Raw genomic sequence first — 26,014 nt, 5'->3', positions numbered from 1 at the left:
ACCGCCCCCGGCCGCCGTTTGGTGAACGGCCGGGGTGGGTCCGAAGTGCCCATGGACACAAGGCAAATCGGGTGAAGTGGCCTCCTGTGGAGCTATTCGCCCACTTCTCCGTAGGCGGCGAGCAGGACGGCCGGGTCGGGGCCCTCCAGGACGGTGGGCTTGGCAAGTCCGTCCAGGACGATGAAGCGCAGCAGGTCGCCTCGGGACTTCTTGTCGACCTTCATGGTCTCCAGCAACTTGGGCCACTGGTCATAGCGGTAGTGCAGCGGCAGGCCCACGGACTGCAGGATGGTGCGGTGCCGGTCGGCGGTCTCGTCGTCCAACCGGCCTGCCAGGCGGCCGAGTTCGGCGGCGAAGTGCATGCCGACGGCGACGGCGGCGCCGTGCCGCCACTGGTAGCGCTCGTTCTTCTCGATGGCGTGGCCCAGGGTGTGGCCGTAGTTGAGGATCTCGCGCAGCCCCGACTCCTTGAGGTCGGAGGAGACCACCTCGGCCTTGACCTTGATGGAGCGTTCGATGAGTTCGGCGGTGTGCGGACCGTCCGGTCCGCGTGCCCCTTCCGGATCGGCCTCGATCAGCTCGAGGATCCGCGGGTCGGCGATGAACCCGGCCTTGATGATCTCGGCGAGACCGGACACGAAGTCGTTGACCGGCAGCGAGTCGAGGGCGGCCAGGTCGCAGAGCACCCCGGCGGGCGGGTGGAAGGCGCCCACCAGGTTCTTGCCCTCGGCGGTGTTGATGCCGGTCTTGCCGCCGACCGCCGCGTCCACCATGGCCAGTACGGTCGTCGGGATCGCGATCCAGCGCACCCCGCGCAGCCAGCTCGCGGCCACGAACCCGGCCAGGTCGGTGGTTGCGCCGCCGCCCACCCCGACGATCACGTCGGTGCGGGTGAAGCCGGACTGCCCGAGCGCCTTCCAGCAGTACGCGGCGACTTCGGCCGTCTTGGCCTCCTCGGCGTTGGGCACCTGGATGGCCACCGCGTCGAAGCCCTGCCCGGCCAGATCGGCCCGGACCGCCTCGCCGGTCTCGGCCAGCGCCTCCGGGTGGACGACCGCGACGCGCTTGGCCCGAGGGCCGATCAACCCGCCCAGTTCACCAAGGAGTTGACGGCCCACCAGCACCTCGTACGGCTCGGTGCCGGCCGTACCGCCGACCTGGATCCGGGTGACCGTCTGGTCCTGCTCGCTCATGCCTGCTTCAACTCCAAGGCGTCGAGGACCGCTTGGGCGACCTCCTCCGGAGTGCGGTCGTCGGTGGCGACGACCGCACGGGCGACTTCGGTGTAGAGGTGGCGGCGGGCCTCCATCAGCTCGCGCCACTGGCGGCGCGGATTGACCGCGAGCAGCGGCCGGGCCACGTTCAGCCCGGTGCGCTTGGCGGCCTCCTCGACGTCCATCGACAGGTACACCACCGGCAGCCCGTGCAGCAACGCCCGGGTGTCGGCATCGAGGATGGCGCCGCCACCCAGGGCGAGTACGCCCTTGTGCTCGGCCAGCGCCTGATGCACCGCCCGTTTCTCGATCGCGCGGAAGGCCGGTTCGCCCTCCTCGACGAAGATGTCCGCGATGGTGCGCCCCTCGGCGGCCACGATGTCCTCGTCGGTGTCCCGGTGGCCGACCCCGAGCCGCTCCGCGAGCAGCGCGCCCACCGTCGACTTCCCGACGCCCATCGGCCCGACGAGTACGACCACGGGTCCTGCGCTCATCGGATCGCCAGGTTCTCGAGGTACGAGGTGACGTTGCGCCGGGTCTCCGTGACGCTGTCTCCGGCGAACTTCTCCGCCACCGCGTCCGCAAGGACCAGCGCCACCATCGCCTCCGCGACGATGCCGGCCGCCGGGACCGCGCAGACATCCGAACGCTGGTGGTGGGCCTTCGCCGCCTCACCGGTCATCACATCGATGGTGGCCAGCGCGCGCGGCACGGTTGCGATCGGCTTCATCGCTGCGCGTACGCGCAGCAGTTCACCGGTGGTCAGCCCGCCCTCGGTGCCGCCCGAGCGGCCCGTGGCCCGCTTGATGCCCTCGTCGGTCTGCACGATCTCGTCGTGCGCCTTCGAGCCCGGCACCCGCGCCAGGTCGAAGCCGTCGCCGACCTCAACCCCCTTGATGGCCTGGATGCCCATCAGCGCGGCCGCGAGCCGCGCGTCCAGCCGCCGGTCCCAGTGCACATGCGAGCCCAGGCCCACCGGCACTCCGTACGCCAGCACCTCGACCACACCGCCCAGAGTGTCGCCGTCCTTGTGGGCCTGGTCGATCTCCTCGACCATCGCCCTCGACGCGTCCTCGTCCAGGCACCGCACCGGGTCCGCGTCGAGCTTCTCGACGTCGGAGGGCTTGGGGTAGACGCCGTACGGAGCCTTCGCCGCGGCCAGCTCGATGACGTGCGAGACGATCTCGATGCCGGCCGTCTCCTTGAGGTACGAGCGTGCCACCGCGCCAAGCGCGACGCGGGCGGCGGTCTCCCGCGCACTCGCCCGCTCCAGAATCGGCCTGGCCTCGTCGAAGCCGTACTTCTGCATGCCCGCCAAGTCCGCGTGACCGGGCCGGGGCCGGGTCAGCGGCGCGTTGCGAGCCAGCTCGGCGAGCACGGCCGGGTCCACGGGGTCGGCCGCCATGACCTGCTCCCACTTGGGCCACTCGGTGTTGCCCACCATGATCGCGACCGGCGAACCGAGCGTCAGCCCGTGCCGGACACCGCCCAGGAAGGTGACCTCGTCGCGCTCGAACTTCATCCGCGCGCCGCGCCCATAGCCGAGGCGCCGCCGTGCCAGGTGGTCCGCCACCATCTCCGTGGTGATCGGCACGCCGGCGGGAAGGCCCTCCAGCGTCGCGACAAGTGCGGGACCGTGGGACTCCCCCGCGGTCAGCCAGCGCAACCTGCTCAACGGTGCTCCTCGATGCTCGCGCCCTGGTACTGCGTACTGCCGGTGCGTACGCGCGTCCTCGCGTACGGCGACGGCGTGACCGGGTGCGCGGCCCTGGCCCGCCACTGTCGATCCTCCCACGTCCACCCCCGGGAACCTGGCGCAGGTCCATCAGGCGGACGACTCGGTCAGGCCGTGGCGTCGTTGCGCGGCTGCTGGGGGGCGTACGCACCGAGGTAGTCGGCGCCGCGCGCCCCGTCCGGCACGTCGGGGATGGGCGTGATCGGGCCGAGCGCTCGTCGGAGGGCGCGTCCGCGGCGCCACTTGACGACCCGGAAAACGACAAAGCCGCCGACTGCCAGTCCGATCGCCGTGTATTGCAGCCAGTCCGGCAGGAAATTCAGTGTGGCCTGGAAGATTTCCGACTTCCAGGAAGCCTGCGTGGTCATGAAGATTCCCCCTCGGTCCCGCCCCCTGCGGAACCGTAAAGAATCTTAACGTCCGGCGAGTGCGTGCTCTCCCGCTTTTCGCATGGCGCCCAGCGGGGCCGGCGCACGCCCCGTCATCTGCTCGACCTGGAGTGCCGCCTGGTGCACCAGGAGGTCGAGGCCGCTGACGACGGCGCCGCCGTACGCGGACCAGCGGGCGGCGAGTGCGGTCGGCCAGGGGTCGTACAGGACGTCGAAGAGCGTGGCAGGGCGCCCGGGGACGGCGGAGGCGAGGGCGTCGGTGGTGCCCGCCGGGGTCGTGGCGACCACCAGCGGTGCGTGCAGCGCCCGCTCCGCGTCCGCCCAGTCCGCGATGCGTACCTCGGTCTCCAGGCGCTCGCCCCACTGCCGCATCTCGGCGGCGCGGGCCTCGCTGCGGACGTACGCGACGATCTCGCCCGGGCAGATCCGCGAGACGGCGGCCAGCGCGGACGAGGCAGTGGCGCCCGCGCCGAGGATGGCGGCGGAGTCGACCTGCTCGATCCCGTGCTCCCGCAGGGCGGCGACCATGCCGGGGACATCGGTGTTGTCACCGGTGCGCCGGCCGTCCTCGCCGAACACGACGGTGTTGACCGCCTCGACGGAGGCCGCCGTCGCACTGATCTCGTCGAGCAGCGGAATCACGGCCCGCTTCAGCGGCATGGTCAGCGACAGCCCGGCCCACTCCATTCCGAGCCCCTCGAGAAAGCCGGGCAGAGCGGCCTCGGCGATCTCGAAACGGTCGTACGACCAGTCTCCCAGCCCCAGATCCGCGTAGGCGGCTCGGTGCAGGACCGGGGAGAGGGAGTGGGCGATGGGCTTGCCGAGCACGGCAGCCCGGCGGGCCTCAACTGCCCGAGCGCGCATTGAACTTGTCCTTGAGCCTCTGGAATTCGTCATGCGTCTTGGCGAATTCGGTCTTGTTCACACCGTCGGTCGCCACGAAGTAGTACCAGCCGTCGCTGGTGGGGGCGAGCGTCGCCTTGATGGCCACATCGCCCGGGTTTCCAATCGGGCCCGGCGGCAATCCCTTGTTCGTGTACGTGTTGTACGGGTCCTTGTTGCTCTTGATCTCCGACTCGCTGATGTCGATATTGCTCTCGTTCTTCAGGTAATTGAAGGTCGAGTCGAATTGCAGGGCCCCGTAGGTCTCGGGGTTGGCTAGGTCGAGGCGGTTGTAGACCACTTCCGCCATCTTGCGGTAGTCGTCGCTGGTCTTGCCCTCCGCCTGGACGAGGCTCGCGACCGTGACGACCTCCAGCGGGTTGTCCAGCTTGAGGTCCTTGGCCTTCGCCTCAAGGTCGTACTCGGCGTACTTCTCCTTGGCCTGGGCGACCATCTTCTTCAGTACGTCCTCGGGCTTCATGCCCTTTGCGGCGGCGTAGGTGTGCGGGTAAAGGAAACCTTCCAGCGGATCCTTGATGTCGTCGTTGTTGTTCGCCCAGTCAGGAAGTCCGAGGCTCTCGTACTTCTCCTTGGCGACGTTCGCGGTGGTGCCCTCTTTGAGTCCGAGCCTCTTGTCGATCGTCGCGTAGACCGTGCTGTTGCGCTGCCCCGGCGCCACGATCATGTTGTTCTGGCTCTTGGGGTCGAGCATCATATTCACGGCGCTTTCGGCGGACATCTCCTTCTTGAGGAGATAGACGCCGGCCTGGATACGCTGCCCTTCGGGATTCTCCGACTGCGCCGACACGAACGCGTCGACGCTCTTCACGACGCCCGCCGCCTTCAGCTTCTGGCCGATCTCATAGCCACCCGAGCCCTTGGCGATCTCGACCATCACCGTCTGGCTGGTGCCGTCGCCCGCAAAGTCCGGCGCCTCGCCGAAACGGCTTTGGTAGAACTGGTAGCCGTAATAGGTGGCTCCGCCGAGACCACCGACGAGGACCAGCGACACGACCAGGCAGGCGCAGCCGTTGCGGCTCTTCTTGCCGGTCTTCCCCTTGCCCTTGCCGCGCTTCCCGTCCGACGTGTCGTCGTCGAAGTCGTCGTCATCGTCGCTGCCGCCCGAGAAGAAGGCGTGCTCGCCCTGATCCGGTCCCGGATCCCAGTCGGTCGGCGGCGCGGGCTCAGGTTCGCGTTCGGTCCGGCGACGGCTCGGCGGCTGCGGCTGCGGGTACGCGTGGGGAGTCCCGTAGTAGTCGGACTGCTGACCGCCGTACGGGGCCTGCTGGCCTCCGTAGGGATCGCCGGATTCGGATCCGTACGGGCCGTGCCCCTGGCCATGACCGTGCTGCCCGGTGTCCCAACCCCCGTTGTACTGCTGGCCGTTCTGGCCCTGATACTGCTGGCCGTTGTTGTGGCCCTGGTACTGCTGGCCGTTGTTGTGGCCCTGGTACTGCTGGCCGTTGTTGTGGCCCTGGTACTGCTGGCCGCCCTGATCGTAGTACTGCTGCTGATCCGGGCCGCCGTACTGCTGCTGTCCCTGGGCATAGTGCTGCTGCCCCTGGTCGTAGCCGGACTGCTGCCCGTTGCCCCAGTCGCCGTACTGGTTCTGCTGCTGCGGCTGCTGCGAATAGTGCTGCTGGCCGCCGTAGGAGGACTGGGCCGCGTGGCCGTCCTGTCCTCTCCATCCGTCGTCCCCGAACAACGGGTCCTCGGGATGCCACGGTTCGGAGCCCTGGCCCCGGCCATAATCAGTCATCGATCCCCTAGAAGCCGCGAGGCGGCGGTCGCTCGGCGCGTGTGGCCCGGCTCCCATCCGCCTCTCTGCTGTGCGGAGGCTGTTCGAACGCCGCCGCATCGCGCGGAACGTTACCGTACCGCGATCAGATGACCACTTCGACGCCATCCCCGGGAGCTTTACCTGACACCCGTTCGGATTCCAGCGCCTGCTGCAGGATGATGACGGCGGCGGCCTGGTCGATGACGGACCTGCCCTTCTTCGCTTTCACGCCCGAAGCGCGCAGTCCCTGACTGGCCGAGACTGTGGTCATCCTCTCGTCCACGAGTCTGACCGGAACCGGGGCGACCATGCGGGCCAGTTCCTGGGCGAAGGCACGGACCTTGACCGCGGCCGGGCCCTCGCCCCCCTTGAGGGAGCGAGGGAGGCCGACGACGATCTCGATCGGTTCGTACTCTTCGACGAGTTGCTTCAACCGCCGCTGGGCGGCCGGAACATCGCGGCCCGGGACGGTTTCCACCGGGGTGGCGAGGATCCCGTCGGGGTCACACGAGGCGACCCCGATCCGGGCGTCCCCGACGTCGATGGCGAGCCGGCGTCCCCGGCGCATGACGCGTTCGTCTCCGCTCACTTGGCCGTCTCGGCCACAAGGCGCTCGACGGCGTCGGCGGCCTCGCCGATGGCGGCCGGGTTCTGGCCCCCGCCCTGGGCGAGGTCGGGCTTGCCGCCACCGCCGCCACCGAGGGTCTTGGCAGCCGTTCGGACCAGGTCGCCGGCCTTGAGGCCGCGCTCGCGGGCTGCTTCGTTGGTGGCGATGACCGTCAGCGGCTTGCCGCCCACCGCGGTGAACAGGGCGACCACGGCGGCCCGGTCGCCCGGGATGCGGCCGCGCACATCGAGGACCAGCCTGCGCAGATCGTCGGCGCTCGTACCGTCCGGCACCTGGCCGGTGACGAGGGCGACACCGTGTACGTCCTTGGCGCCCTGGGCGAGACCGGCGGCGGCCTGGAGGACCTTCTCCGCGCGGAACTTCTCGATCTCCTTCTCGGCGTCCTTCAGCTTGCCGAGCATGGTGGAGACCTTCTCCGGCAGCTCCTCGGGGCGGCCCTTGACCAGCTCCTGGAGCTGGGCGACGACGGTGTGCTCACGGGCGAGGAAGTTGTACGCGTCCACGCCGACCAGAGCCTCGATACGGCGCACACCGGAGCCGATGGACGACTCGCCGAGCAGCTTCACCAGGCCCAGCTGGGCGGTGTTGTGGACATGCGTGCCGCCGCACAGTTCCTTGGAGAAGTCGCCGATGGTGACGACGCGCACGCGGTCGCCGTACTTCTCGCCGAACTCGGCGATGGCGCCCTGCTTCTTGGCCTCGTCGATGCTCATGACATCGGCCCGGACGTCGAGGTCCCGGGCGAGCACCTCGTTGATCTGCTGCTCGACGTCCGTCATCACGGTCGTCGGAACGGCGGACGGGGAGCCGAAGTCGAAGCGGAAGCGGCCGGGCTGGTTCTCGGAACCGGCTTGGGCGGCCGTCGGGCCGAGGGCGTCGCGCAGGGCCTGGTGCGTAAGGTGCGTCGCCGAGTGGGCGCGGGCGATGGCCTTGCGGCGGCGTACGTCGATGACGGCCTGGGCGGAGGCGCCGACGGTGACCTCGCCGACCTGCACGACGCCCTTGTGGACGTACACGCCCGGAACCGGCTTCTGGCAGTCGCGGACCTCGATGACGGCACCGGAGTCGACCTTGATGCGGCCCGTGTCGCCGATCTGACCGCCGCCCTCGGCGTAGAACGGGGTGCGGTCGAGGACGATCTCGACCTCGTCGCCCTCGGTGGCGGCGGGGGACGAGACACCGTCGACGAGGATGCCGACGACCTTCGACTCGCCCTCGGTGTGCAGGTAGCCGATGAAGTCGGTCTCGCCCGAGTTGTCGGCGATCTCGCGGTACGCGCCCAGGTCGGCGTGGCCGGTCTTCTTGGCCTTGGCGTCGGCCTTGGCGCGCTCCCGCTGCTCCTTCATCAGGCGCCGGAAGCCGTCTTCGTCCACCGAAAGGCCCTGCTCGGCGGCCATTTCGAGGGTGAGGTCGATCGGGAAGCCCCAGGTGTCGTGGAGCAGGAAGGCCTTGTCACCGGCGAGGACCGTGCCACCGGCGGCCTTGGTCTCCGTGACGGCGGTGTCGAGGATGTTCGTGCCGGCCTTCAGCGTCTTGAGGAAGGCGGCCTCCTCTGCGAGGGCGACCGTCTCGATGCGCCGACGGTCGGTGATGAGCTCCGGGTACTGCTGGCCCATCACCTCGATCACGACGTCGATCAGGTCCTGAACGACGGGACCCGTGGCGCCGAGGAGGCGCATGTTGCGGATGGCGCGGCGCATGATGCGGCGCAGCACATAGCCGCGGCCTTCGTTGCCGGGTGTGACGCCGTCGCCGATGAGCATCACGGACGTGCGGATGTGGTCGGTGACCACGCGCAGGGACACGTCGGAGTCGTGGGCGTCGCCGTAGCGGACGCCGGTCAGCTCGGTGGCCTTGTCGATGACGGCCATGGAGGTGTCGATCTCGTACATGTTCTGCACGCCCTGCAGAATCATGGCGAGCCGCTCGAAGCCGAGGCCGGTGTCGATGTTCTTGGCGGGCAGGTCGCCGAGGATCGGGAAGTCCTCCTTGCCGGAGCCCTCGCCGCGCTCGTACTGCATGAAGACCAGGTTCCAGATCTCCACGTACCGCTCGTCGTTGACGGCCGGGCCGCCCTCTTCTCCGAACTCCGGACCGCGGTCGTAGTTGATCTCGGAGCACGGTCCGCACGGGCCCGGGACGCCCATGGACCAGAAGTTGGGGCCCATGCCCAGGCGCTGGATGCGCTCGGCCGGGACGCCGATGACGTCGCGCCAGATGCGCTCGGCCTCGTCGTCCTCCTTGTAGACGGTAATCCAGAGCTTCTCCGGCTCCAGCCCGTAACCACCCTTGTCCTGGGGCGAGGTGAGCAGCTCCCAGGCGTACTTGATGGCGCCTTCCTTGAAGTAGTCGCCGAAGGAGAAGTTCCCGCACATCTGGAAGAACGTGCCGTGCCGGGTGGTCTTGCCGACCTCTTCGATGTCGGGGGTGCGCACGCACTTCTGCACGCTGGTGGCGCGTGCGAAGGGCGGCTTGACCTCACCGAGGAAGTACGGCTTGAAGGGCACCATGCCCGCGTTGACCAGGAGCAGAGTCGGGTCGTCCGCGATGAGCGACGCCGAAGGGACGACGGTGTGCCCGCGCTCCTCGAAGAAGCTCAGCCAGCGGCGGCGAATCTCAGCCGACTCCATCAGTGGTCCTCATTCCGGTTGTACGAGTACGTCGACCGCTCGACGTACGTCGGGCTCTTGCTGTACTTCGGAGGGTTGCTGTTCTCCAGGGCGGCGAAGCGCCGCGGGGAGGGCAGCTCGGGGTTCGCGTTCAGCCCGAGGGCCTCGTCGAGTTCGGCCTCGCGCTGGGCCATGCCGTCGCGGACGTCGAGCGCGAAGTCCTTGAGGCGGTGGCCCGCTTCGAGCGCCTTGGTGGCGGCCTGGTTCGCGAGACTCTCGGGCGTCAGCTGCTTGAGCTTGCGGTTGACCTTGGTGGTGGCCCAGACCCCGGCGGCTGCGCCGGCGGTGAACCAGAACGTACGGCGGAACATCGCTGCGTCAGTCCTTCTTACCCCGGTTGTTCCGCTTCTCCCGTCGCGCGGACGAAACGGTGCGGCCCACGATCACGGTACGGCGCTCCGACTTGGCGGGCGCGTCCTCACGTCGGCTGCCGATGGCCCTGCGTACGCCGTAGCCGAAGGCTGCCACCTTGACCAGCGGGCCGCCGAAGGTGGAGGCGACGGTCGTGGAGAGCGCCGACGCGTTCGACGTGACTTCCTGGACGTCGGAGGCGATGGCGTCGACCCGGTCGATCTGGGTCTGCGCGGAGCGCACCGCGGCGGAGGCGTCTGCCAGGAGCGGGACGGCCTGGTCGGTCACGTCCGCGACAAGCTTGGTGGTCGCCCTGAGCGTCTGGGCCAGCCTCGCGAGCGCCACCGCGAGGAAGGAGACCAGGATCGCCCAGAAGACGGCCACCAGGATCCCGGCCACCTCTCCACCGGACACTGCGCACCCGCTCCCTGGATTCCGTGCCTGAACATCTAAAAAGTCGTCTCCCGAGCCTATCGCGCCCAGGATGGCGCTCCGTACCGGATTAAGGCCCGACCGTCGGCGTATGCGCGAAAGCCCGCCGCCTCGCCCGCCGGGAAGGGCGGGGAGACGGCGGGCCGACGCGCTGGTGGTGCTACGTCCGCGGGGAGGTGATCAGCGGGCGTAGTACTCGACGACGAGCTGCTCGTCGCAGATGACCGGGATCTCCTTGCGGTTCGGCTCGCGGTCCAGGCGGAAGGCCAGGGCGCGGAGGTTCACCTGGAGGTAGCGGGGGGTCTCGCCGTCGGGGGCGAAGCCACCCTCGCGGGCCACCTCGAAGAGCGGCTTCTGGCGGCTGCGCTCGCGGACCATCACGACGTCGTCGGGCTTGACGCGGAAGGACGGCTTGTCGACCTTGTGGCCGTTGACCTCGATGTGGCCGTGGGTGACCATCTGGCGGGCCTGGTAGATCGTGCGGGCGATGCCCGAACGCAGGACCAGCGCGTCGAGACGGCGCTCGAGCTCGATGACCAGGGCCTCACCGGTCTTGCCCTGCGTCTTGGCGGCACGCTCGTAGGCGCGGACGAGCTGGCGCTCGGACACGTCGTACTGCGCGCGCAGGCGCTGCTTCTCGAGCAGACGGACCTTGTAGTCCGAGTTCTGCTTGCGGCCGCGGCCGTGCTCGCCCGGCGGGTAGGGGCGGGCCTCGAAGTACTTGACGGCCTTCGGGGTCAGCGCGATGCCGAGGGCACGCGACTTCTTGACCTTGGGGCGGGACTGATTCGCCACTTCTCTCTTCTTTCTTCCTGTCGGCTGCCTCAGGGTTATGGGAGGTCGCATCCGCAGCCGGGGAATCCCGCCAGGTCCGCACAGGACTTGTCGGGCAGCCGCTCCCCTGGTCTGGGCACATACGTGCAGCACACGAACGGCCCACCGACCGGTCCCGGGACTCCGAGTGGTGGTGGGCTGCCCGCGACACCTACAACGGTGCGCGACGCTCCTGGATCAAAAGATCCGGCTGACTGCCCCGCCTGAGGCGCCGACCGGAGTCGGACACGGGACGCAGCGCTGCGCGCCATCTTACAGGGTGACCAGTAGTGGTCAGGAGCGCCCTCGACCAAGGTGCTTCCTGGTCCACTCCACGGCGTCCGCGTAGCGCGCCTCGGCGCCGTGCCGGGTGGGCGTGTAGTACTCCCGGTCCTTGAGTGCGTCCGGGGCGTACTGCTGGGCGGCGATTCCCTCGGGCAGGTCGTGCGGATAGACGTACCCCTGCGCGTGCCCGAGCTTGGCCGCGCCCTTGTAGTGCCCGTCCCGCAGGTGCGGCGGCACGGGGCCCGCATGGCCTTTCCGTACGTCCTCCATGGCGGCGCCTATCGCCGTCGTCGCGGCGTTCGACTTGGGGGCCAGTGCGAGGGCGATGGTGGCGTGGCTGAGGGTGAGAGCGGCTTCGGGGAAACCGATCATGGCGACGGCCTGGGCGGCGGCTACGGCTATGGGCAGCGCGTTCGGATCGGCGAGGCCGATGTCCTCGCTGGCGGAGATCATCAGTCGGCGGGCGATGAAGCGGGGGTCCTCGCCGGCCTCGATCATCCGGGCCAGGTAGTGCAGCGCGGCATCCACGTCCGAGCCGCGGATGGACTTGATCAGGGCGCTCGCCACGTCGTAGTGCTGGTCGCCGTCGCGGTCGTACTTCACGGCGGCGCGGTCGACGGTCTCCTCCAGGGTCTGGAGGGTCACTTCCGTCTCTCCCTTGTCGAGCGCGGAGCCGGCCGCGGCTTCCAGGGCGGTGAGGGCGCGGCGGGCGTCACCGCCGGCGATCCGCAGCAGGTGCTCCTCGGTGTCCTCGGGGAGCGTGACGGCGTCCTTCAGGCCGCGCTCGTCGGCCAGCGCGCGCTTGATGAGACCGCGCAGGTCGTCGTCCGTGAGCGGTTCGAGGGTGAGGAGCAGGGAGCGGGAGAGGAGGGGGGAAATCACCGAGAAGTACGGGTTCTCGGTGGTCGCGGCGATCAGGGTCACCCAGCGGTTCTCGACGGCCGGGAGCAGGGAGTCCTGCTGGGCCTTGCTGAAGCGGTGGATCTCGTCCAGGAAGAGGACGGTCTCCTTGCCGAAGCCGCCGGTGGCACGGCGGGCGCCGTCGATGACCGTGCGGACCTCCTTGACGCCCGCGGTGATCGCGGAGAGCTCCACGAAGCGTTTGTTGGTGGCCTTGGAGACGACGTACGCGAGGGTCGTCTTGCCGGTGCCGGGCGGGCCCCAGAGGATCACGGAGGAGGGTCCGGCAGGACCCGAGGCGCCCTCGCCGACCAGTCTGCGCAGGGGCGAGCCGGGCTTCAACAGGTGCTGCTGGCCCACGACTTCGTCCAGGGTACGCGGGCGCATCCGCACGGCCAGGGGGCTGCTGGACGGGTCCTTCTCCTGGCGTTCTTCTGCTGCGGCGGTGAACAGGTCGGGCTCCACGAGGAAAACCCTATGTCACGCCACTGACAACGCCCGGGCCGCGGTCAGCCAGTCCGCCCCAACTGGTCCGGGCAGCTCGTCCCGACAGCCCGCCCGGTCAACTGGTCCGGTCAGCCGGTCCAGAAGTCCCACCAGCGGGTCAGGATCAGCATTCCGATGATCCCGATGTGCAGCACGGGCAGCACCCAGGCGAACTCGCCGAGGAAGCCCTTCAGCCAGCCGGGCGCGGGCAGGAACCCGTGCCGGACGTTGAACGCGGTCACGGTCCAGAACATGACGATCGTGGCGACCCAGGCGAGGCAGCACCACAGGCACAGGGAGTTGATGTTGTAGAGCGACTGGTACATGAGCCAGGTGCAGAAGCCGACACCGAAGAGAGTGCCGGCGTTGAAGGTCAGCCAGTACCAGCGCGGGAACGTGGCCCGGCCCAGCAGGCTCATGCCGACGCCGATGACGATGGCGTAGGTGACCAGGCCCAGCATCGGGTTGGGGAACCCGAAGGCCGAGGCCTGGTCGCTCTTCATGATGTTGCCGCAGGAGACGACCGGGTTCAGGCTGCAGCCCGGGGTGAAGTTCGGGTCCTCCAGGAGCTTGAACTTGTCGATCGTGATGACCCAGGAGGCCAGCAGCCCGGCCGCGCCCGTGATCACCAGCAGGAGGGCGAGTGCGCGGCTCCCGCCCACCGTGCGTGGCGGGCCCTCGGCTCGTGCCTGGTCGACGGAGACGCCTTCCCTGACTGTCGTCTTGCTCATCACGCCGTTTCCGTAGCTTGAGGGGGGTCGACGGGCACGGTCATTGTGCCGCACGCGCGCGCGTATCCACCGTTCGCTGGACATAAGGAGGTACGCACAGCGGCCCCGGAACGTTCGCTCGAACCTCACCCCAGCCGTGCTTCCAACTCCGCCACGATCTCGTGCACCCCGACGGCCTCCTGCTCCCCGGACTCCATGTCCTTGAGCTGGACGACGCCCTCGGAAAGGTCGCGCTCACCGGCGACGATGGTGTACCGCGCCCCGCTCCGGTTCGCGCTCTTCATCGCCCCCTTGAGCCCCTTCCCGCCGTACGAGAAGTCCGCCGCAACCCCGACCTTGCGCAGCTCGGTGACCACGCCGAAGAGCAACCGCCGGGCCTCCTCTCCGAGGGGCACCGCGAACACGCTGGTGGACGCGGGCAGTTGGAGCTCGACGCCTTCTGCCTCCAGGGCAAGGACCGTACGGTCGACGCCCAGCGCCCAGCCGACCGACGGCAGCGCGGGTCCACCGATCATCTCGGAGAGGCCGTCGTAGCGGCCGCCGCCGCCCACCGCGGACTGCGAGCCCAGACCGTCGTGCACGAACTCGAAGGTGGTCCGCGTGTAGTAGTCCAGACCGCGCACCAGCTTCGGATCGTCCTCGAAGGAGACCCCGGCGGCCGTGATCAGCTCACGGACCTCCTCGTGATACGCCTTGCACGCGTCGCACAGGAAGTCGCGCAGCAACGGCGCCCCCACGAGTTGCTTCTGCACGTCGTCACGCTTGTCGTCGAGGACACGCAGGGGGTTGATCTGGGCGCGGCGCAGCGTGTCCTCGTCGAGTTCGAGCCCGCGCAGGAAGTCCTGCAACGCGGCCCGGTACACCGGACGGCACTCCTTGTCGCCCAGCGAGTTGAGCAGGATGCGGAAGTTCCGCAGGCCGAGCGAGCGGTACGCCTGGTCCGCCAGGATGATCAACTCGGCGTCCAGGGCGGGGTCTTCAGCCCCGATCGCCTCCGCGCCCACCTGCGAGAAGTGGCGGTAACGGCCCTTCTGAGGGCGCTCGTAGCGGTAGTACGAGCCCGAGTACCAGAGCTTGACCGGCAGATTCCCCAGCTTGTGGAGGTTGGCCTCGAGCGCGGCGCGCAGTACGGAAGCGGTGCCCTCGGGCCGCAGTGCGAGCTTGTCCCCGCCCTTGGTCTCGAAGGCGTACATCTCCTTGGTCACGATGTCGGTGGACTCACCGACCCCGCGCGCGAAGAGTTCGACGCTCTCGAAGCCGGGCGTCTCGATGTAGCCGTACCCGGAGTTCCGCAGCGGCGCGGCGATCGCCTCGCGCACGGCGAGGAACGTCGCACTGTCCGGGGGAAGCAGGTCGTACGTGCCCTTGGGGGCCTTGAAGGTGCTCACGGAAGTCTCTCGTCACATTCCTCGTCGAGGAGCGGAACTCGGGTCCGCTCCCAGGCCGGCTGCCACCTGCCGCAGATACGGATTGGTGGCGCGCTCCTGGCCGATGGTCGTCTGGGGGCCGTGACCGGACAGCACCACGGTCGAGTCGTCGAGCGGCAGGCACACACGGGCCAGCGAGTCGAGCATCTCGGCCGTGTCACCGCCGGGCAGGTCGGTGCGTCCGATGGAGCCGGCGAACAGCAGGTCGCCCGAGAAGAAGACCGGCGGGATGTCCGCCGCCTCGGGCAGCCCGAAGGTCACCGACCCCTTCGTATGGCCCGGCGCGTGCGCGACGGACAGCTCCAGACCGGCCAGCTCCAGCTTCGCGCCGTCGGTCAGCTCCTTGACGTCGTCCGGCTCCCCCACGGTCAGCTCGCCCATGAGCGGCATCCCGATGGAACGGCCGAGACCCATCGACGGGTCCGTCATCATGTACCGGTCCTCGGGGTGGATCCACGCCGGTACGCCGTGCGCGCCGCACACCGGGACGACCGAGGCCACGTGGTCGATGTGGCCGTGCGTGAGGACGACGGCGACAGGCTTGAGCCGATGCTTCTTCAGCGTTTCCTCGACTCCCTCGGCGGCCTCGTGGCCCGGGTCGATGATCACGCACTCCTCGCCTGCGGCGGGGGCGACCAGATAACAGTTGGTGCCCCAGGCCCCGGCGGGGAACCCGGCAATGAGCACGATCGTCCTTCGGTATGTCGTACGGGGGCGGGTGGCTGTGGACCAGAGCCTACCGGCGCTGCCGGAATCACAGCGAACCCATATACGGTACGGGGCACACGCAGGCGGTCGGCTCACAAGACGCACGCGTCCCACCTGACGTACGAGACGCATGAGGAGAGAACCCGGTGGTCAGCCAGGAACAGCGGCGGCGTCAGCTCGCCCGGGAGAAGTTCTTGCGGCAGCAGCAGCGGCGTACGGCCGCGCGGCGCAAGGCACGTGTCCGCAACGCCTCCATCGCGTCGGCGCTCGGTGTGATCCTGGTGCTGGTCGTGGTCGCGACCACGACGGATGCCCTCAAGGGCGACGACACGAAGGACAACGCGAACGCGGAGGTCACCCCGAGCGCCTCCCCCAGCAAGGCGCCGGACCCCTGCGAGAAGCCCGCCGCGGGCAAGGTGAAGCCGCTCAGCTACAAGAAGGAGCCGGCGATGACCATCGACAAGTCGGCGGACTACACGATGAAGCTTGAGACGACCTGCGGCACGATGGACATCGAGATGCCGGCGTCGAAGGCTCCGCGTACGGTGAACTCGTTCAACTTCCTGGTGGGCAAGGGCTATCTGGACCACACCAAGTGCCATCGGCTCGTCCCCGAGGGCATCTACGTGCTCCAGTGCGGTGACCCCAAGGGTGACGGCACGGGCGGTCCCGGTTACACCATTCCGGACGAGAACCTGAAGGACGAGCGCCTGAAGGGGAACGTGTATCCGGCGGGCACGGTGGCCATGGCCAACCAGTACAACGCGCAGACGAAGGAGGGCCGCGACTCCGGAGGCAGCCAGTTCTTCCTCGTGTACCAGGACAGCCAGCTGCCGCCCGACTACACGCCGTTCGGAACGATCTCCGCGGAGGGCATGAAGGTCCTGAAGAAGATCTCGGACGCCGGCGCCCAGCCCGTGGACCCAACGACCGGCAACACCGCACCGAACGCGACGGTCGTGATCAACAAGGCGACCGTGACGAAATCCTGATCGCCAGGTGCGGAATTTCGGTCGCGCGGTATGCGGACAGCCGCCCCGCCGGTCGCCTATGTTGGCCGTGACGAAACTGTGGACGATGCCGGGGGTACAGCCACCCTACGCAGGCATCATGTGGAGGAGGCGCTGTGAGCAGCGACCCGTGGGGCCGCGTCGACGAGACGGGCACCGTGTACGTGCGTACGGCCGATGGCGAGCAGGTCGTCGGTTCCTGGCAGGCCGGCTCTCCTGACGAGGCACTGGCCTACTTCGAGCGCAAGTACGAAGGCCTGGTTGTGGAGATCGGCCTCCTCGAGCGACGAGTGAAGACCACCGACCTGTCGGCCAAGGACGCGATGGCCGCGATCGACCACATCCGCGAGCAGGTCGACGCCCACCACGCAGTCGGCGACCTGGACGCCCTTCGCGTCCGGCTGGACAAGCTCGTGGAGACGGTCGACAAGCGCCGCGAGGAGCGCAAGGCCCAGCGGGCGAAGCAGTCCGACGAGGCGCGGCACGCCAAGGAGGCGCTGGTCGCCGAGGCGGAGGAGCTGGCGCAGTCCGACCAGTGGCGTGCGGCCGGTGAGCGGCTGCGGGCCCTGGTGGACACCTGGAAGGGTCTGCCGCGGCTCGACCGCAAGTCGGACGACGAGCTGTGGCACCGCTTCTCGCATGCCCGCTCGGCGTTCTCAAAGCGCCGCAAGGCGCACTTCGCGCAGCTGGACGCGCAGCGCGAGGAGGCCCGCAAGACCAAGGAGAAGCTGGTCGCGGAGGCCGAGGCACTGTCCGGCTCCACCGACTGGGGTCCGACGGCGGCGCGTTACCGCGAGCTGATGTCGGAGTGGAAGGCCGCGGGCCGCGCCCAGCGCGAGCACGAGGACGACCTGTGGAACCGTTTCCGCGGCGCCCAGGACATCTTCTTCGCGGCCCGCAGCTCCGTCTTCGCAGAGCGGGACGCGGAGCAGGCCGAGAACCTCAAGCTCAAGGAGGAGCTGGCCCAGGAGGCCGAGAAGATCCTCCCGGTGACGGATCTGAAGGCGGCCCGCGCCGCCTTCCGTGCCATCAACGAGCGCTGGGAGGCCATCGGCCATGTGCCGCGCGACGCCCGCCCGAAGGTCGAGGGCCGGATGCACGCGGTCGAGCGGGCCATCCAGGAGTCCGAGGAGACCGAGTGGCGCCGGACGAACCCGGAGGCACGCGCGCGTGCCGAGGGTCTGACCGGTCAGCTCCAGGCTGCCGTGGACAAGCTCCAGGGCCAGATCGACGCGGCGCGCGCGGCGGGCAACAACGCCAAGGCCGACAAGCTCCAGAAGGAGCTCGATGGCCGTCAGGCGCTGCTGGACCAGGCGCTGAAGGGTCTGCAGGAGTTCGGCGGCTGAGTCTTCCCGCAGTTTTCCCGCTGCTACACAGAAGGGGCTTCCGTACGTTGCGTACGGAAGCCCCTTCTACGTGCAGTAGCGGCGCAGCGGTCGTTACGGCCTGCGCGCCGACGTCACCCGGTACACGTCGTACACGCCCTCCACGCCCCTGACCGCCTTCAGGACGTGGCCCAGGTGCTTGGGGTCGCCCATCTCGAACGTGAAGCGGGAGGTGGCGACGCGGTCGCGGGAGGTCTGGACGGCCGCGGAGAGGATGTTGACGTGCTGGTCCGAGAGGACGCGTGTGACGTCCGAGAGGAGGCGTGAGCGGTCCAGGGCCTCGACCTGGATGGCGACCAGGAAGACAGAGGACTGGGTGGGCGCCCACTCGACCTCGAGGATGCGCTCGGGCTCGCGGGACAGCGAGTCGACATTGACGCAGTCGGTGCGGTGGACCGATACGCCGCTGCCGCGCGTGACGAAGCCCATGATGGGGTCGCCGGGGACGGGCGTACAACAGCGGGCCAGCTTGACCCACACGTCGTCGACGCCCTTGACCACGACGCCCGGGTCGGCGCTGGAGCGGCGTTTGCGGCTGCGCCCGCGCGCGGGCGGCACGCTCTCGTCGATCTCCTCGGTGGCGGCCTCCTCGCCGCCGAGCGCCTGGACGAGCTTCTGCACGACGTTCTGCGCGGACACATGGCCCTCGCCGATCGCCGCGTACAGCGCGGAGATGTCGGGGTAGCGCATCTCGTGGGCGAGCGTGACCAGGGAGTCGCCGGTGAGAATGCGCTGGATCGGCAGGTTCTGCTTGCGCATCGCGCGGACGATGGCGTCCTTGCCGTGTTCGATGGCCTCGTCGCGGCGCTCCTTGGAGAACCAGGCGCGGATCTTGTTGCGAGCCCGTGGTGACTTCACGAAGCCGAGCCAGTCGCGGGAGGGGCCCGCGCCGGCCGCCTTGGAGGTGAAGACCTCCACCAAGTCGCCGTTGTCCAGGGTCGATTCGAGCGGTACGAGGCGACCGTTGACCCGCGCGCCGATGGTCCGGTGGCCGACCTCCGTGTGGACCGCGTAGGCGAAGTCCACCGGGGTCGCGCCCGCGGGGAGCGCTATGACGTCGCCCTTGGGCGTGAAGACGAAGACCTCGTTGCGGGACAGGTCGAAGCGCAGGGACTCCAGGAACTCGCTGGGGTCCTCGGTCTCCTTCTGCCAGTCGAGCAGCTGGCGCAGCCACGCCATGTCGTTGACGGCGTCCTTGTCCTTGCCCAGGCCCTTCGGTGCGTCCGTGCGCACCTTGGAGGCGCCGGCGGAGGGATCCTGCTTGTACTTCCAGTGCGCGGCGATGCCGTACTCGGCGCGGCGGTGCATGTCGAACGTACGGATCTGGAGTTCGACGGGCTTGCCGTTGGGCCCGATGACCGTCGTGTGCAGCGACTGGTACATGTTGAACTTGGGCATCGCGATGTAGTCCTTGAACCGGCCGGGGACCGGGTTCCATCGCGCGTGCACGGTGCCGAGGGCGGCGTAGCAGTCCCTGACGGTGTCGACCAGTACACGAATGCCCACCAGGTCGTAGATCTCCGCGAAGTCACGGCCGCGGACGATCATCTTCTGGTAGACGCTGTAGTAGTGCTTCGGGCGCCCGGTGACGGTCGCCTTGATACGGGCGGCGCGCAGGTCGGACTGGACCTCGTCGGTCACTATGGCGAGGTACTCGTCGCGCTTGGGGGCCCGCTCGGCGACGAGGCGGACGATCTCGTCGTACATCTTGGGGTAGAGGATCGCGAAGGCGAGGTCCTCCAGCTCCCATTTGATGGTGTTCATGCCCAGGCGGTGGGCGAGCGGCGCGTAGATCTCGAGGGTCTCGCGCGCCTTCTTCTCCTGCTTCTCGCGCTTGAGGTAGCGCATGGTGCGCATGTTGTGCAGGCGGTCGGCGAGCTTGATGACCAGGACGCGGGGGTCCTTGGCCATCGCGACGACCATCTTGCGTACGGTCTCGGCCTGGGCCGCCTCGCCGAACTTGACCTTGTCCAGCTTGGTGACGCCGTCGACGAGGAGAGCGACCTGGTCGCCGAAGTCACGGCGCAGCTGCTCGAGCCCGTATTCGGTGTCCTCGACGGTGTCGTGCAGCAGGCCCGCCATCAGGGTGGCCGGGTCCATGCCGAGCTCGGCGAGGATGGTGGTGACGGCGAGCGGGTGTGTGATGTACGGGTCGCCGCTCTTGCGCTTCTGGCCGCGGTGCCAGCGCTCGGCGACCTGGTAGGCCTTCTCGACCTGGCGGAGCGTGGAGGTCTCGATCTTCGGGTCGTTGCTGCGCACTATCCGCAGCAGGGGCTCCAGGACCGGGTTGTACGGGTTGGAGCGCTGGACGCCGAGGCGGGCGAGACGGGCGCGTACGCGATTGGAGGAGCCGCCGGAGCGGGCGGGCTGGCCGGGCGCGGGGCGAACCGCGGGTGCGGTCGTAGGCGTGGGTGAGGGCCCCGGCCGCTCGCGCTCGGGAGGAGCAGGCTTCGGGCGCGACTGCTCGGCCGCTGTGCCGCCGGAGGCCGGCTGGGCATGCTGGACCGGCCCGCCGGTGTCGCTTCTGGCGTTCTTCGTGGGCGCGGCCGCGGTGCCCGTCGCCGAGTCGGGCTTGGCGGCTGGGGGTGCCCCCAGGTGTTCAGCCCTGGGAGTCAGTGGCTGGGCCTCGTCTGCCAAGAGGGCTCCTCGTGCGCGATCCGGGTCCCCGGTCAGGCTCCGGAGATCCCATGGTAGCGATCCCCTGCTGCGGACTCGCCTTCGCCCGGAGAGACTGCCTTGTACAGGAGAAACGCAGGAGGCGGGCACCGGATTCCTCCGGGCCCGCCTCCGCGGTGTCCTACGAGCGTCCCAGGCGTTGCGTACGCCCTGTCTCAGGGTGTCCGGGCGTCGCTCAGTCCCTAGCTCAGACCGTGAGGAGCGCCTCCAACGGGGCGCCCGCGAGGGCCGGTTCCAGCCGCCCCCGGCCGCCGAGGAAGCCGAGCTCCATGAGGACGGCCACTCCGGCCACCTCGGCGCCGGCCCGGCGGATCAGCTGGAGCGCGGCCTCCGCGGTGCCTCCGGTGGCGAGGACGTCGTCGACGACCATGACGCGGTCGCCCACGGCCAGGTCCTCGGCGTGCACCTCGATCTCGGCCGAGCCGTACTCCAGCTCGTACGCCTGGCTCAGCGTCGCCCCGGGGAGCTTGCCGGCCTTGCGGACGGGGATGAAGCCGAGCCCGGCGCGGACCGCTACGGGGGCGCCGAGGATGAAGCCACGGGCCTCCAGGCCCACGATCTTCGTGGCGCCGCTGCGGACGCTGATCTCGGCGAGCGCGTCGGTGAGTGCCGTGAACGCCGCCGGGTCGGCCAGGAGCGGGGTGATGTCCTTGAACATCACGCCCGGCTCCGGATAGTCGGCCACGTCCCGGATACGGCTGAGGAGCAACTCCGAGATGTCTGTGAGCTCGCTCATCGGCGCTTCCCGGAAGGTCGGCCGCGGCCCCTGTTGCGGGACGACGGCTGCGAACGCTGGCCGCGCGGCGGCCCGACGACCGCGGGCGCCGCGTCTTCCGGCCCCTCGTCGTACGGCTCGTCGACGGCAGGGGCCTCCTGGGGCTCGCTCTGCGAGGCCGCCGAGGCGCGCTTGGCGAGTACGCGCTTCTTGAGCGCCTTCATCTGCGGCTCGCGCTCCTTGAGGTCGGCGACGAGCGGCGTGGCGATGAAGATCGAGGAGTACGCACCGGCCGCGAGGCCCACGAACAGCGACAGCGAGATGTCGTTGAGCATGCCTGCGCCGAGTACGCCGCCACCGATGAACAGCAGTCCGGCTACCGGGAGAAGTGCGACCACCGTGGTGTTGATGGAGCGCACGAGGGTGCTGTTGATCGAGCGGTTCGCCACCTCGCTGTAGGTCCAGCGAGTCTGTTTGGTGAGGTCCTTCGTCTGTTCCTTGAGGCTGTCGAAGACGACGACTGTGTCGTACAGCGAATAACCCAGGATCGTCAGCAGACCGATCACGGTGCCTGGTGTGACTTCGAAGCCGACGAGGGCGTAGATGCCGACCGTGATGGTGATGTCATGGATGAGGGCGACGAACGCCGCCAACGCCATGCGCCGCTCGAAGGCGATCGCCAGATAGATCACCACCAGGACCAGGAAGATCCCCAGGCCCTGCCACGCCTTGTTGGCGATCTGGTCACCCCAGCTGGGTCCGACGAGCTCGGCGCTGATCCTCTCCGCGTCGAGGTTCATGTCCCGGGCGATTTCCGACTTGATCTGGTCGGACCTGTCCGTGTCCACGCCGGCGACCTGGATGCGCAGCCCGCCCGTGCCGAGGCCCTGCACGATCGCGTCGTGGCCGGCTGCCTCCTCGGCGTACTCTTCCGCCTGGGATGCCGAAACGCTGGTCTTCGGGGTGGTGAAGACGGCACCGCCCTCGAACTCGATGCCCATGTTCAGGCCGCGTACCGCCAGGCCGACGATGGCCAGGATGGTGATCAGGATCGATACGCCGTACCAGAGCATGCGCTTGCCGACGAAGTCGTAGCCGACCTCACCGCGGTAGAGACGGGCGCCGAGGTTGCCGAGCTTCGACATCTCACGCCTCCTTCGGGTCGACGGGAGCGGATACGCGGCGGGAGCGGCGCAGCGGTGGCTTGGCGCCGAGCCGCTTCGGGTCCAGGCCGGACCAACTGTGGCCGTTCGCGAAGAAATTCTTGCGGGCGAGGATCGTCATCAGCGGCTTGGTGAAGAAGAAGACCACGACCACGTCCAGGACGGTGGTCAGACCCAGGGTGAACGCGAAGCCCTGGACCTTGCCGACGGTGACGATGAAGAGCACCGCGGCGGCGAGGAACGACACGAAGTCGGAGACCAGGATGGTGCGCCGGGCGCGCGGCCAGCCGCGTTCGACGGCGGGCCGCAGCGTACGGCCCTCACGGACCTCGTCACGGATGCGTTCGAAGAACACGATGAACGAGTCCGCCGTGATACCGATCGCGACGATCGCACCGCAGACGGCCGGCAGGTTCAGCGCGAAGCCGATGGCCGGGCCGAGCAGCGACATGATCACGTACGTCATGACCGCCGAGACCAGCAGTGAGGCGATGGCGATCAGCGACAGGCCACGGTAGTAGAGCAGCAGGTACATGATGACCAGGGCGAGGCCGATGGCGCCGGCGATCAGACCGGCCTCCAGCTGGTCGCCGCCGAGCGCGGCGTCGACCGTGGTGACGCTCGCCTCCTCGAAGGTGATCGGGAGGGCGCCGTAGGACAGTACGTTCGCCAGGTCCTCGGCGGACTGCTGGGTGAAGCCGCCGGAGATCTGGGCGGATCCGCCGGTGATCGCCGAGTTGACCGACGGAGCCGAGACGATCTCGCCGTCGAGGACGATGGCGAACTGGTTCTGCGGCGGTGTCTGGCCGACCAGCCTGCCGGTGACATCGGCGAACTGATCCGAACCCTTGTTGTCGAACTTCATCTGGACGATCCAGCCCTCGCCGGTCGTCGTCGCGAACACGGCGCTGGCGTCCTCGACCCGCTCGCCGTTCACGGCAACCGGACCGAGCGCGTACTTGTACTGGGACTCCGGATCGCAGGCGACGATGGTTTCGGAGTCCTTGGCCTGGCTTGCCTTCTCGCTCGCCGCGGCACGGCCCTTCGCCGTGGAACAGTTCAGCGCGTCCAGCTGCTTCTGCACGTCGGCGGCAGCGGCGCTGCCGTCGGAGGGGTCGGCCGGCGGGGAAGCGCTGTCGCTGGGCGTCGTGGAGGGGGTCGGGGACGCCTTCTTCGCTTCATCCTTCGCAGCGAGGCCCTCCGTCACCGCGCGGCCCTGGGTGGTGGCAGTGGCGGAGGGAGTCGGCGAGGGAGACTTCCCGGAGGCAGAAGGCGACGCGGAGTTCCCGGAAGGGCTGGGCGAAGGGGAAGCGCCGGGGTCCGTCGCACCGCCCGTCGGCGCCCCGGTCAGAACCGGACGGAAGTAGAGCTTGGCGGTGGTGCCGACCTGCTCCCGGGCCTGCGCCGAGTTCGTGCCCTTGGGGATGTTGACGATGATGTTCTTGTCGCCCTGGGTCTGGACCTCCGCCTCGGAGACGCCCAGGCCGTTGACGCGACGCTCCATGATGCCGACCGCGGTCTTCATGTTGGTCGGGTTGATCGCGTTCTTCTGACCTGGCTCGTTCTGGGCCTCGAGCGTGATGCTCGTGCCGCCGGCGAGGTCGATGCCGAGGCGCGGCGTCGTGTGCCCGGAGGCGAACATGCCACCGGTGAGCGCCACGATCGCGATCAGCATCAGGGCCAGAGTGCGACCCGGCCTCCCCTGGGCGCTCTGCTTTCGGCCCTTCTTAGGTGCTGCCACCTTCTCGTTCTCCCTCGTTGTCCGCCCGGCGACGGGGCACCTGCGCGGACGGCCATGAAATGGTGTCGAGATTCCCCGCGAAACAACATGGTCCGGGGACCGCGGTGCGCGAGCAGCGCACTCCGCGGTCCCCGGTCATGACTACTTCGCGTCGGACTCGCCGTCGGACTTCTTCAGCTCTGCGTCATCGGCCTTCTTCGGCTCCTCGTCGGCGGTCTCGTCGGCCGCTTCCTTCTTGCCGAGGTCGATGGGCTGGTCGTCGGAAGACTCGGCGGGCTCGTCGGTCTCGGTGAGGGAGGAGGCATCGTCCGGGACGACGGCTTCGTCGGTCTTCAGGTCGTGCTCGATGCCATGCACGATGCGGTTGTACTCGTCGTCGCTGAGGACGGCACCGATGGCGTTCTTGGCGAAGAGCAGGTCGACTCCCGGGCCTGCGTCAACGAGGACCGTGTCCTCGTTGACCTCCTTCACCGTCGCGTACATGCCGCCGATCGTGCGGACGCCGGAGCCTGGCTGCATTTCGTTGCGCATCTGCGCAGCGGCTTGCTGCTTCTTCTTGGCCGACCGGGTCATCAGGAACATGGCCCCGATGAGCACGATGAACGGGAGGAGGGTCACGAGACTCACGGGTCGGAACTTCCTTCATTCGACCGCGATGCTGTGCGGCCTGATGGATGGGGGTATATGTACGCCGCCGGCAAAGGCGGCATCGGCGGAGTCTAAGCGAGTCCGCACTCAAGGAACAACGCCCAGCATTGCACCGTGGTTCCTGGTCCGGCGAGTCTGCGCCCCCTCACGCCCCGAACAGGTCCTGTTGTCCGTTTCCACCAGTGGAAGGCCCGGGCCGGGTGAGGCCGAAATGCGCCCATGCGGCCGGTGTGGCGACGCGGCCGCGGGGAGTGCGGGCCAGCAGTCCTTCACGTACGAGGAAGGGCTCGGCCACCTCTTCGACCGTTTCGCGCTCCTCCCCCACGGCCACGGCGAGCGTGGAGAGGCCGACCGGTCCGCCGCCGAAGAGCTTGAGCAGGGCTTCGAGGACGCCGCGGTCGAGGCGGTCGAGACCTCGATCGTCCACCTCGTACACGGCGAGGGCCGCCGCGGCGATGTCCCGGGTGATGACGCCGTCGGCCTTGACCTGGGCGTAGTCGCGCACGCGGCGCAGCAGGCGGTTGGCGATACGGGGCGTCCCCCGGGAGCGGCCGGCGATCTCGGCGGCTCCCTCGGCGCCGATCTCGACGTCGAGCAGGTGCGCGGAGCGGTGGATGACGCGCTCCAGTTCGGCGGGCTCGTAGAACTCCATGTGCGCGGTGAAGCCGAAGCGGTCGCGGAGTGGGGGCGGCAGCAGTCCCGCGCGCGTGGTGGCGCCGACCAGGGTGAAGGGCGGCAGTTCGAGCGGGATGGCGGTGGCTCCGGGGCCCTTGCCGACGATGACGTCGACGCGGAAGTCCTCCATCGCCATGTAGAGCATCTCCTCGGCGGGCCGCGACATGCGGTGGATCTCGTCGAGGAAGAGGACCTCGCCCTCCTGGAGGGAGGACAGGATCGCGGCCAGGTCTCCCGCGTGCTGGATGGCGGGGCCGCTGGTGATGCGGATCGGGGCCTCCATCTCGGCGGCGATGATCATCGAGAGGGTGGTCTTGCCGAGGCCGGGGGCGCCGGAGAGCAGTACGTGGTCGGCCGTGGCGCCACGCGCGCGTGCCGCGCGCAGGACGAGGTCGAGCTGCTCGCGGACCTTCTCCTGGCCGATGAACTCGTCCAGGTCCTTGGGACGCAGGGCGGCCTCGACGGCCTGGTCCTCACGGTCGGCGGACGCACCGACGAGCCGCTCGGCGGCGCTCTCGTCGGTCGGGTCGTCCCAGTTCACTGAAGTTCACCTCGCAGGGGTGTGCCGGGG

The 26,014-nt window shown here is 69.0% G+C and carries 23 protein-coding genes; 2 read left to right on the top strand and 21 right to left on the bottom strand.

From position 1 onward, the window contains the following. Positions 1 to 92: 92 nt before the first annotated feature. From aroB to ABD357_RS06340, 15 genes are all read right to left on the bottom strand, one after another. Positions 93 to 1,193, bottom strand: a complete 1,101-nt coding sequence (gene aroB, locus ABD357_RS06410) for a 3-dehydroquinate synthase (protein ID WP_344388087.1) — start codon at positions 1,191 to 1,193, stop codon at positions 93 to 95. After that, the gene (locus ABD357_RS06405) at positions 1,190 to 1,708 is read right to left on the bottom strand and encodes a shikimate kinase (RefSeq protein ID WP_344388086.1); all 519 of its coding nucleotides are present in this window, start codon (positions 1,706 to 1,708) and stop codon (positions 1,190 to 1,192) included. The genes aroB and ABD357_RS06405 overlap by 4 nt, the downstream gene beginning before the upstream one ends. Further along, positions 1,705 to 2,889 carry a chorismate synthase gene (aroC, locus tag ABD357_RS06400; RefSeq protein WP_344388085.1) on the bottom strand — a complete coding sequence of 395 codons (1,185 nt, stop codon included), beginning with the start codon at positions 2,887 to 2,889 and terminating at the stop codon, positions 1,705 to 1,707. The genes ABD357_RS06405 and aroC overlap by 4 nt, the downstream gene beginning before the upstream one ends. Before the next feature lie 167 nt (positions 2,890 to 3,056). After that, the gene (locus tag ABD357_RS06395; RefSeq protein WP_344388082.1) at positions 3,057 to 3,317 is read right to left on the bottom strand and encodes a hypothetical protein; all 261 of its coding nucleotides are present in this window, start codon (positions 3,315 to 3,317) and stop codon (positions 3,057 to 3,059) included. Between the two features lie 45 nt (positions 3,318 to 3,362). Beyond that, on the bottom strand, positions 3,363 to 4,202 hold the full coding sequence (locus ABD357_RS06390; RefSeq protein WP_344388081.1) for a shikimate dehydrogenase: 840 nt from the start codon (positions 4,200 to 4,202) through the stop codon (positions 3,363 to 3,365). Continuing rightward, positions 4,183 to 5,979 (bottom strand): endolytic transglycosylase MltG, encoded by a 1,797-nt coding sequence (mltG, locus tag ABD357_RS06385; RefSeq protein ID WP_344388079.1) that lies wholly within the window; start codon positions 5,977 to 5,979, stop codon positions 4,183 to 4,185. Before mltG ends, ABD357_RS06390 begins: the two co-directional genes overlap by 20 nt. Positions 5,980 to 6,103: 124 nt before the next feature. Continuing rightward, positions 6,104 to 6,568: a Holliday junction resolvase RuvX gene (gene ruvX, locus ABD357_RS06380; protein ID WP_344388077.1), complete on the bottom strand. Its 465-nt coding sequence runs from the start codon at positions 6,566 to 6,568 to the stop codon at positions 6,104 to 6,106. A gap of 17 nt (positions 6,569 to 6,585) precedes the next feature. Beyond that, positions 6,586 to 9,258: an alanine--tRNA ligase gene (gene alaS / locus ABD357_RS06375; RefSeq protein WP_344388075.1), complete on the bottom strand. Its 2,673-nt coding sequence runs from the start codon at positions 9,256 to 9,258 to the stop codon at positions 6,586 to 6,588. Continuing rightward, positions 9,258 to 9,608: a DUF6167 family protein gene (locus ABD357_RS06370; RefSeq protein WP_344388074.1), complete on the bottom strand. Its 351-nt coding sequence runs from the start codon at positions 9,606 to 9,608 to the stop codon at positions 9,258 to 9,260. The genes alaS and ABD357_RS06370 overlap by 1 nt, the downstream gene beginning before the upstream one ends. 7 nt (positions 9,609 to 9,615) lie before the next feature. Further along, the gene (locus tag ABD357_RS06365) at positions 9,616 to 10,062 is read right to left on the bottom strand and encodes a DUF948 domain-containing protein (RefSeq protein WP_344388073.1); all 447 of its coding nucleotides are present in this window, start codon (positions 10,060 to 10,062) and stop codon (positions 9,616 to 9,618) included. Between the two features lie 198 nt (positions 10,063 to 10,260). Then, positions 10,261 to 10,875, bottom strand: a complete 615-nt coding sequence (rpsD, locus tag ABD357_RS06360; RefSeq protein WP_033324931.1) for a 30S ribosomal protein S4 — start codon at positions 10,873 to 10,875, stop codon at positions 10,261 to 10,263. A 312-nt stretch (positions 10,876 to 11,187) separates the two neighbouring features. Then, positions 11,188 to 12,543 carry a replication-associated recombination protein A gene (locus ABD357_RS06355; RefSeq protein ID WP_344388072.1) on the bottom strand — a complete coding sequence of 452 codons (1,356 nt, stop codon included), beginning with the start codon at positions 12,541 to 12,543 and terminating at the stop codon, positions 11,188 to 11,190. A 110-nt stretch (positions 12,544 to 12,653) separates the two neighbouring features. Next, positions 12,654 to 13,295, bottom strand: coding sequence for a vitamin K epoxide reductase family protein (locus tag ABD357_RS06350; RefSeq protein ID WP_344388070.1), 642 nt, complete (start codon positions 13,293 to 13,295; stop codon positions 12,654 to 12,656). Positions 13,296 to 13,420: 125 nt separating this feature from the next. Then, positions 13,421 to 14,683: a histidine--tRNA ligase gene (gene hisS, locus ABD357_RS06345; protein WP_344388069.1), complete on the bottom strand. Its 1,263-nt coding sequence runs from the start codon at positions 14,681 to 14,683 to the stop codon at positions 13,421 to 13,423. 12 nt (positions 14,684 to 14,695) lie between these two features. Next, entirely contained in the window at positions 14,696 to 15,409 is a 714-nt protein-coding gene (locus ABD357_RS06340; RefSeq protein ID WP_344388068.1) for an MBL fold metallo-hydrolase, read from the bottom strand. A 167-nt stretch (positions 15,410 to 15,576) separates the two neighbouring features. On the opposite strand from ABD357_RS06340, the gene ABD357_RS06335 reads away from it, so the two are divergent. Both ABD357_RS06335 and ABD357_RS06330 read left to right on the top strand, forming a co-directional pair. After that, positions 15,577 to 16,422 carry a peptidylprolyl isomerase gene (locus tag ABD357_RS06335; RefSeq protein WP_344388066.1) on the top strand — a complete coding sequence of 282 codons (846 nt, stop codon included), beginning with the start codon at positions 15,577 to 15,579 and terminating at the stop codon, positions 16,420 to 16,422. Between the two features lie 134 nt (positions 16,423 to 16,556). After that, positions 16,557 to 17,786 carry a DUF349 domain-containing protein gene (locus ABD357_RS06330; RefSeq protein WP_344388064.1) on the top strand — a complete coding sequence of 410 codons (1,230 nt, stop codon included), beginning with the start codon at positions 16,557 to 16,559 and terminating at the stop codon, positions 17,784 to 17,786. 93 nt (positions 17,787 to 17,879) lie between these two features. Here the strand turns inward: ABD357_RS06330 and ABD357_RS06325 are convergent, their stop codons facing one another. The 6 genes from ABD357_RS06325 to ruvB form a co-directional block, all read right to left on the bottom strand. Beyond that, a complete protein-coding gene (locus tag ABD357_RS06325; RefSeq protein WP_425584752.1) occupies positions 17,880 to 20,462 on the bottom strand; it encodes a RelA/SpoT family protein in 2,583 nt (860 codons plus the stop codon). Positions 20,463 to 20,688: 226 nt separating this feature from the next. Next, complete coding sequence (locus ABD357_RS06320; protein WP_344388062.1) at positions 20,689 to 21,237, bottom strand: adenine phosphoribosyltransferase; 549 nt, start codon at positions 21,235 to 21,237, stop codon at positions 20,689 to 20,691. Then, positions 21,234 to 22,361, bottom strand: a complete 1,128-nt coding sequence (gene secF, locus ABD357_RS06315) for a protein translocase subunit SecF (protein ID WP_344388060.1) — start codon at positions 22,359 to 22,361, stop codon at positions 21,234 to 21,236. Before secF ends, ABD357_RS06320 begins: the two co-directional genes overlap by 4 nt. Before the next feature lies 1 nt (position 22,362). Next, positions 22,363 to 24,120 (bottom strand): protein translocase subunit SecD, encoded by a 1,758-nt coding sequence (gene secD / locus ABD357_RS06310; protein WP_344388059.1) that lies wholly within the window; start codon positions 24,118 to 24,120, stop codon positions 22,363 to 22,365. A 141-nt stretch (positions 24,121 to 24,261) separates the two neighbouring features. Next, positions 24,262 to 24,747: a preprotein translocase subunit YajC gene (gene yajC, locus ABD357_RS06305; RefSeq protein WP_344388058.1), complete on the bottom strand. Its 486-nt coding sequence runs from the start codon at positions 24,745 to 24,747 to the stop codon at positions 24,262 to 24,264. A gap of 166 nt (positions 24,748 to 24,913) precedes the next feature. Beyond that, entirely contained in the window at positions 24,914 to 25,984 is a 1,071-nt protein-coding gene (gene ruvB / locus ABD357_RS06300) for a Holliday junction branch migration DNA helicase RuvB (protein WP_344388057.1), read from the bottom strand. Positions 25,985 to 26,014 lie beyond the last annotated feature (30 nt).

Origin of the sequence: Streptomyces vastus, assembly GCF_039532825.1 — a bacterium.
GTDB classification, from domain to species: domain Bacteria; phylum Actinomycetota; class Actinomycetes; order Streptomycetales; family Streptomycetaceae; genus Streptomyces; species Streptomyces vastus.
This window is presented reverse-complemented; position numbering and strand designations above follow the sequence as displayed.

Coding starts and splice junctions, on each gene's coding strand:
- aroB (WP_344388087.1), bottom strand. CDS start 1,193: ATGAGCGAGCAGGACCAGACGGTCACCCGGATCCAGGTCGGCGGTACG.
- ABD357_RS06405 (WP_344388086.1), bottom strand. CDS start 1,708: ATGAGCGCAGGACCCGTGGTCGTACTCGTCGGGCCGATGGGCGTCGGG.
- ABD357_RS06395 (WP_344388082.1), bottom strand. CDS start 3,317: ATGACCACGCAGGCTTCCTGGAAGTCGGAAATCTTCCAGGCCACACTG.
- ABD357_RS06390 (WP_344388081.1), bottom strand. CDS start 4,202: ATGCGCGCTCGGGCAGTTGAGGCCCGCCGGGCTGCCGTGCTCGGCAAG.
- mltG (WP_344388079.1), bottom strand. CDS start 5,979: ATGACTGATTATGGCCGGGGCCAGGGCTCCGAACCGTGGCATCCCGAG.
- ruvX (WP_344388077.1), bottom strand. CDS start 6,568: ATGCGCCGGGGACGCCGGCTCGCCATCGACGTCGGGGACGCCCGGATC.
- alaS (WP_344388075.1), bottom strand. CDS start 9,258: ATGGAGTCGGCTGAGATTCGCCGCCGCTGGCTGAGCTTCTTCGAGGAG.
- ABD357_RS06370 (WP_344388074.1), bottom strand. CDS start 9,608: ATGTTCCGCCGTACGTTCTGGTTCACCGCCGGCGCAGCCGCCGGGGTC.
- ABD357_RS06350 (WP_344388070.1), bottom strand. CDS start 13,295: ATGAGCAAGACGACAGTCAGGGAAGGCGTCTCCGTCGACCAGGCACGA.
- ABD357_RS06320 (WP_344388062.1), bottom strand. CDS start 21,237: ATGAGCGAGCTCACAGACATCTCGGAGTTGCTCCTCAGCCGTATCCGG.
- secF (WP_344388060.1), bottom strand. CDS start 22,361: ATGTCGAAGCTCGGCAACCTCGGCGCCCGTCTCTACCGCGGTGAGGTC.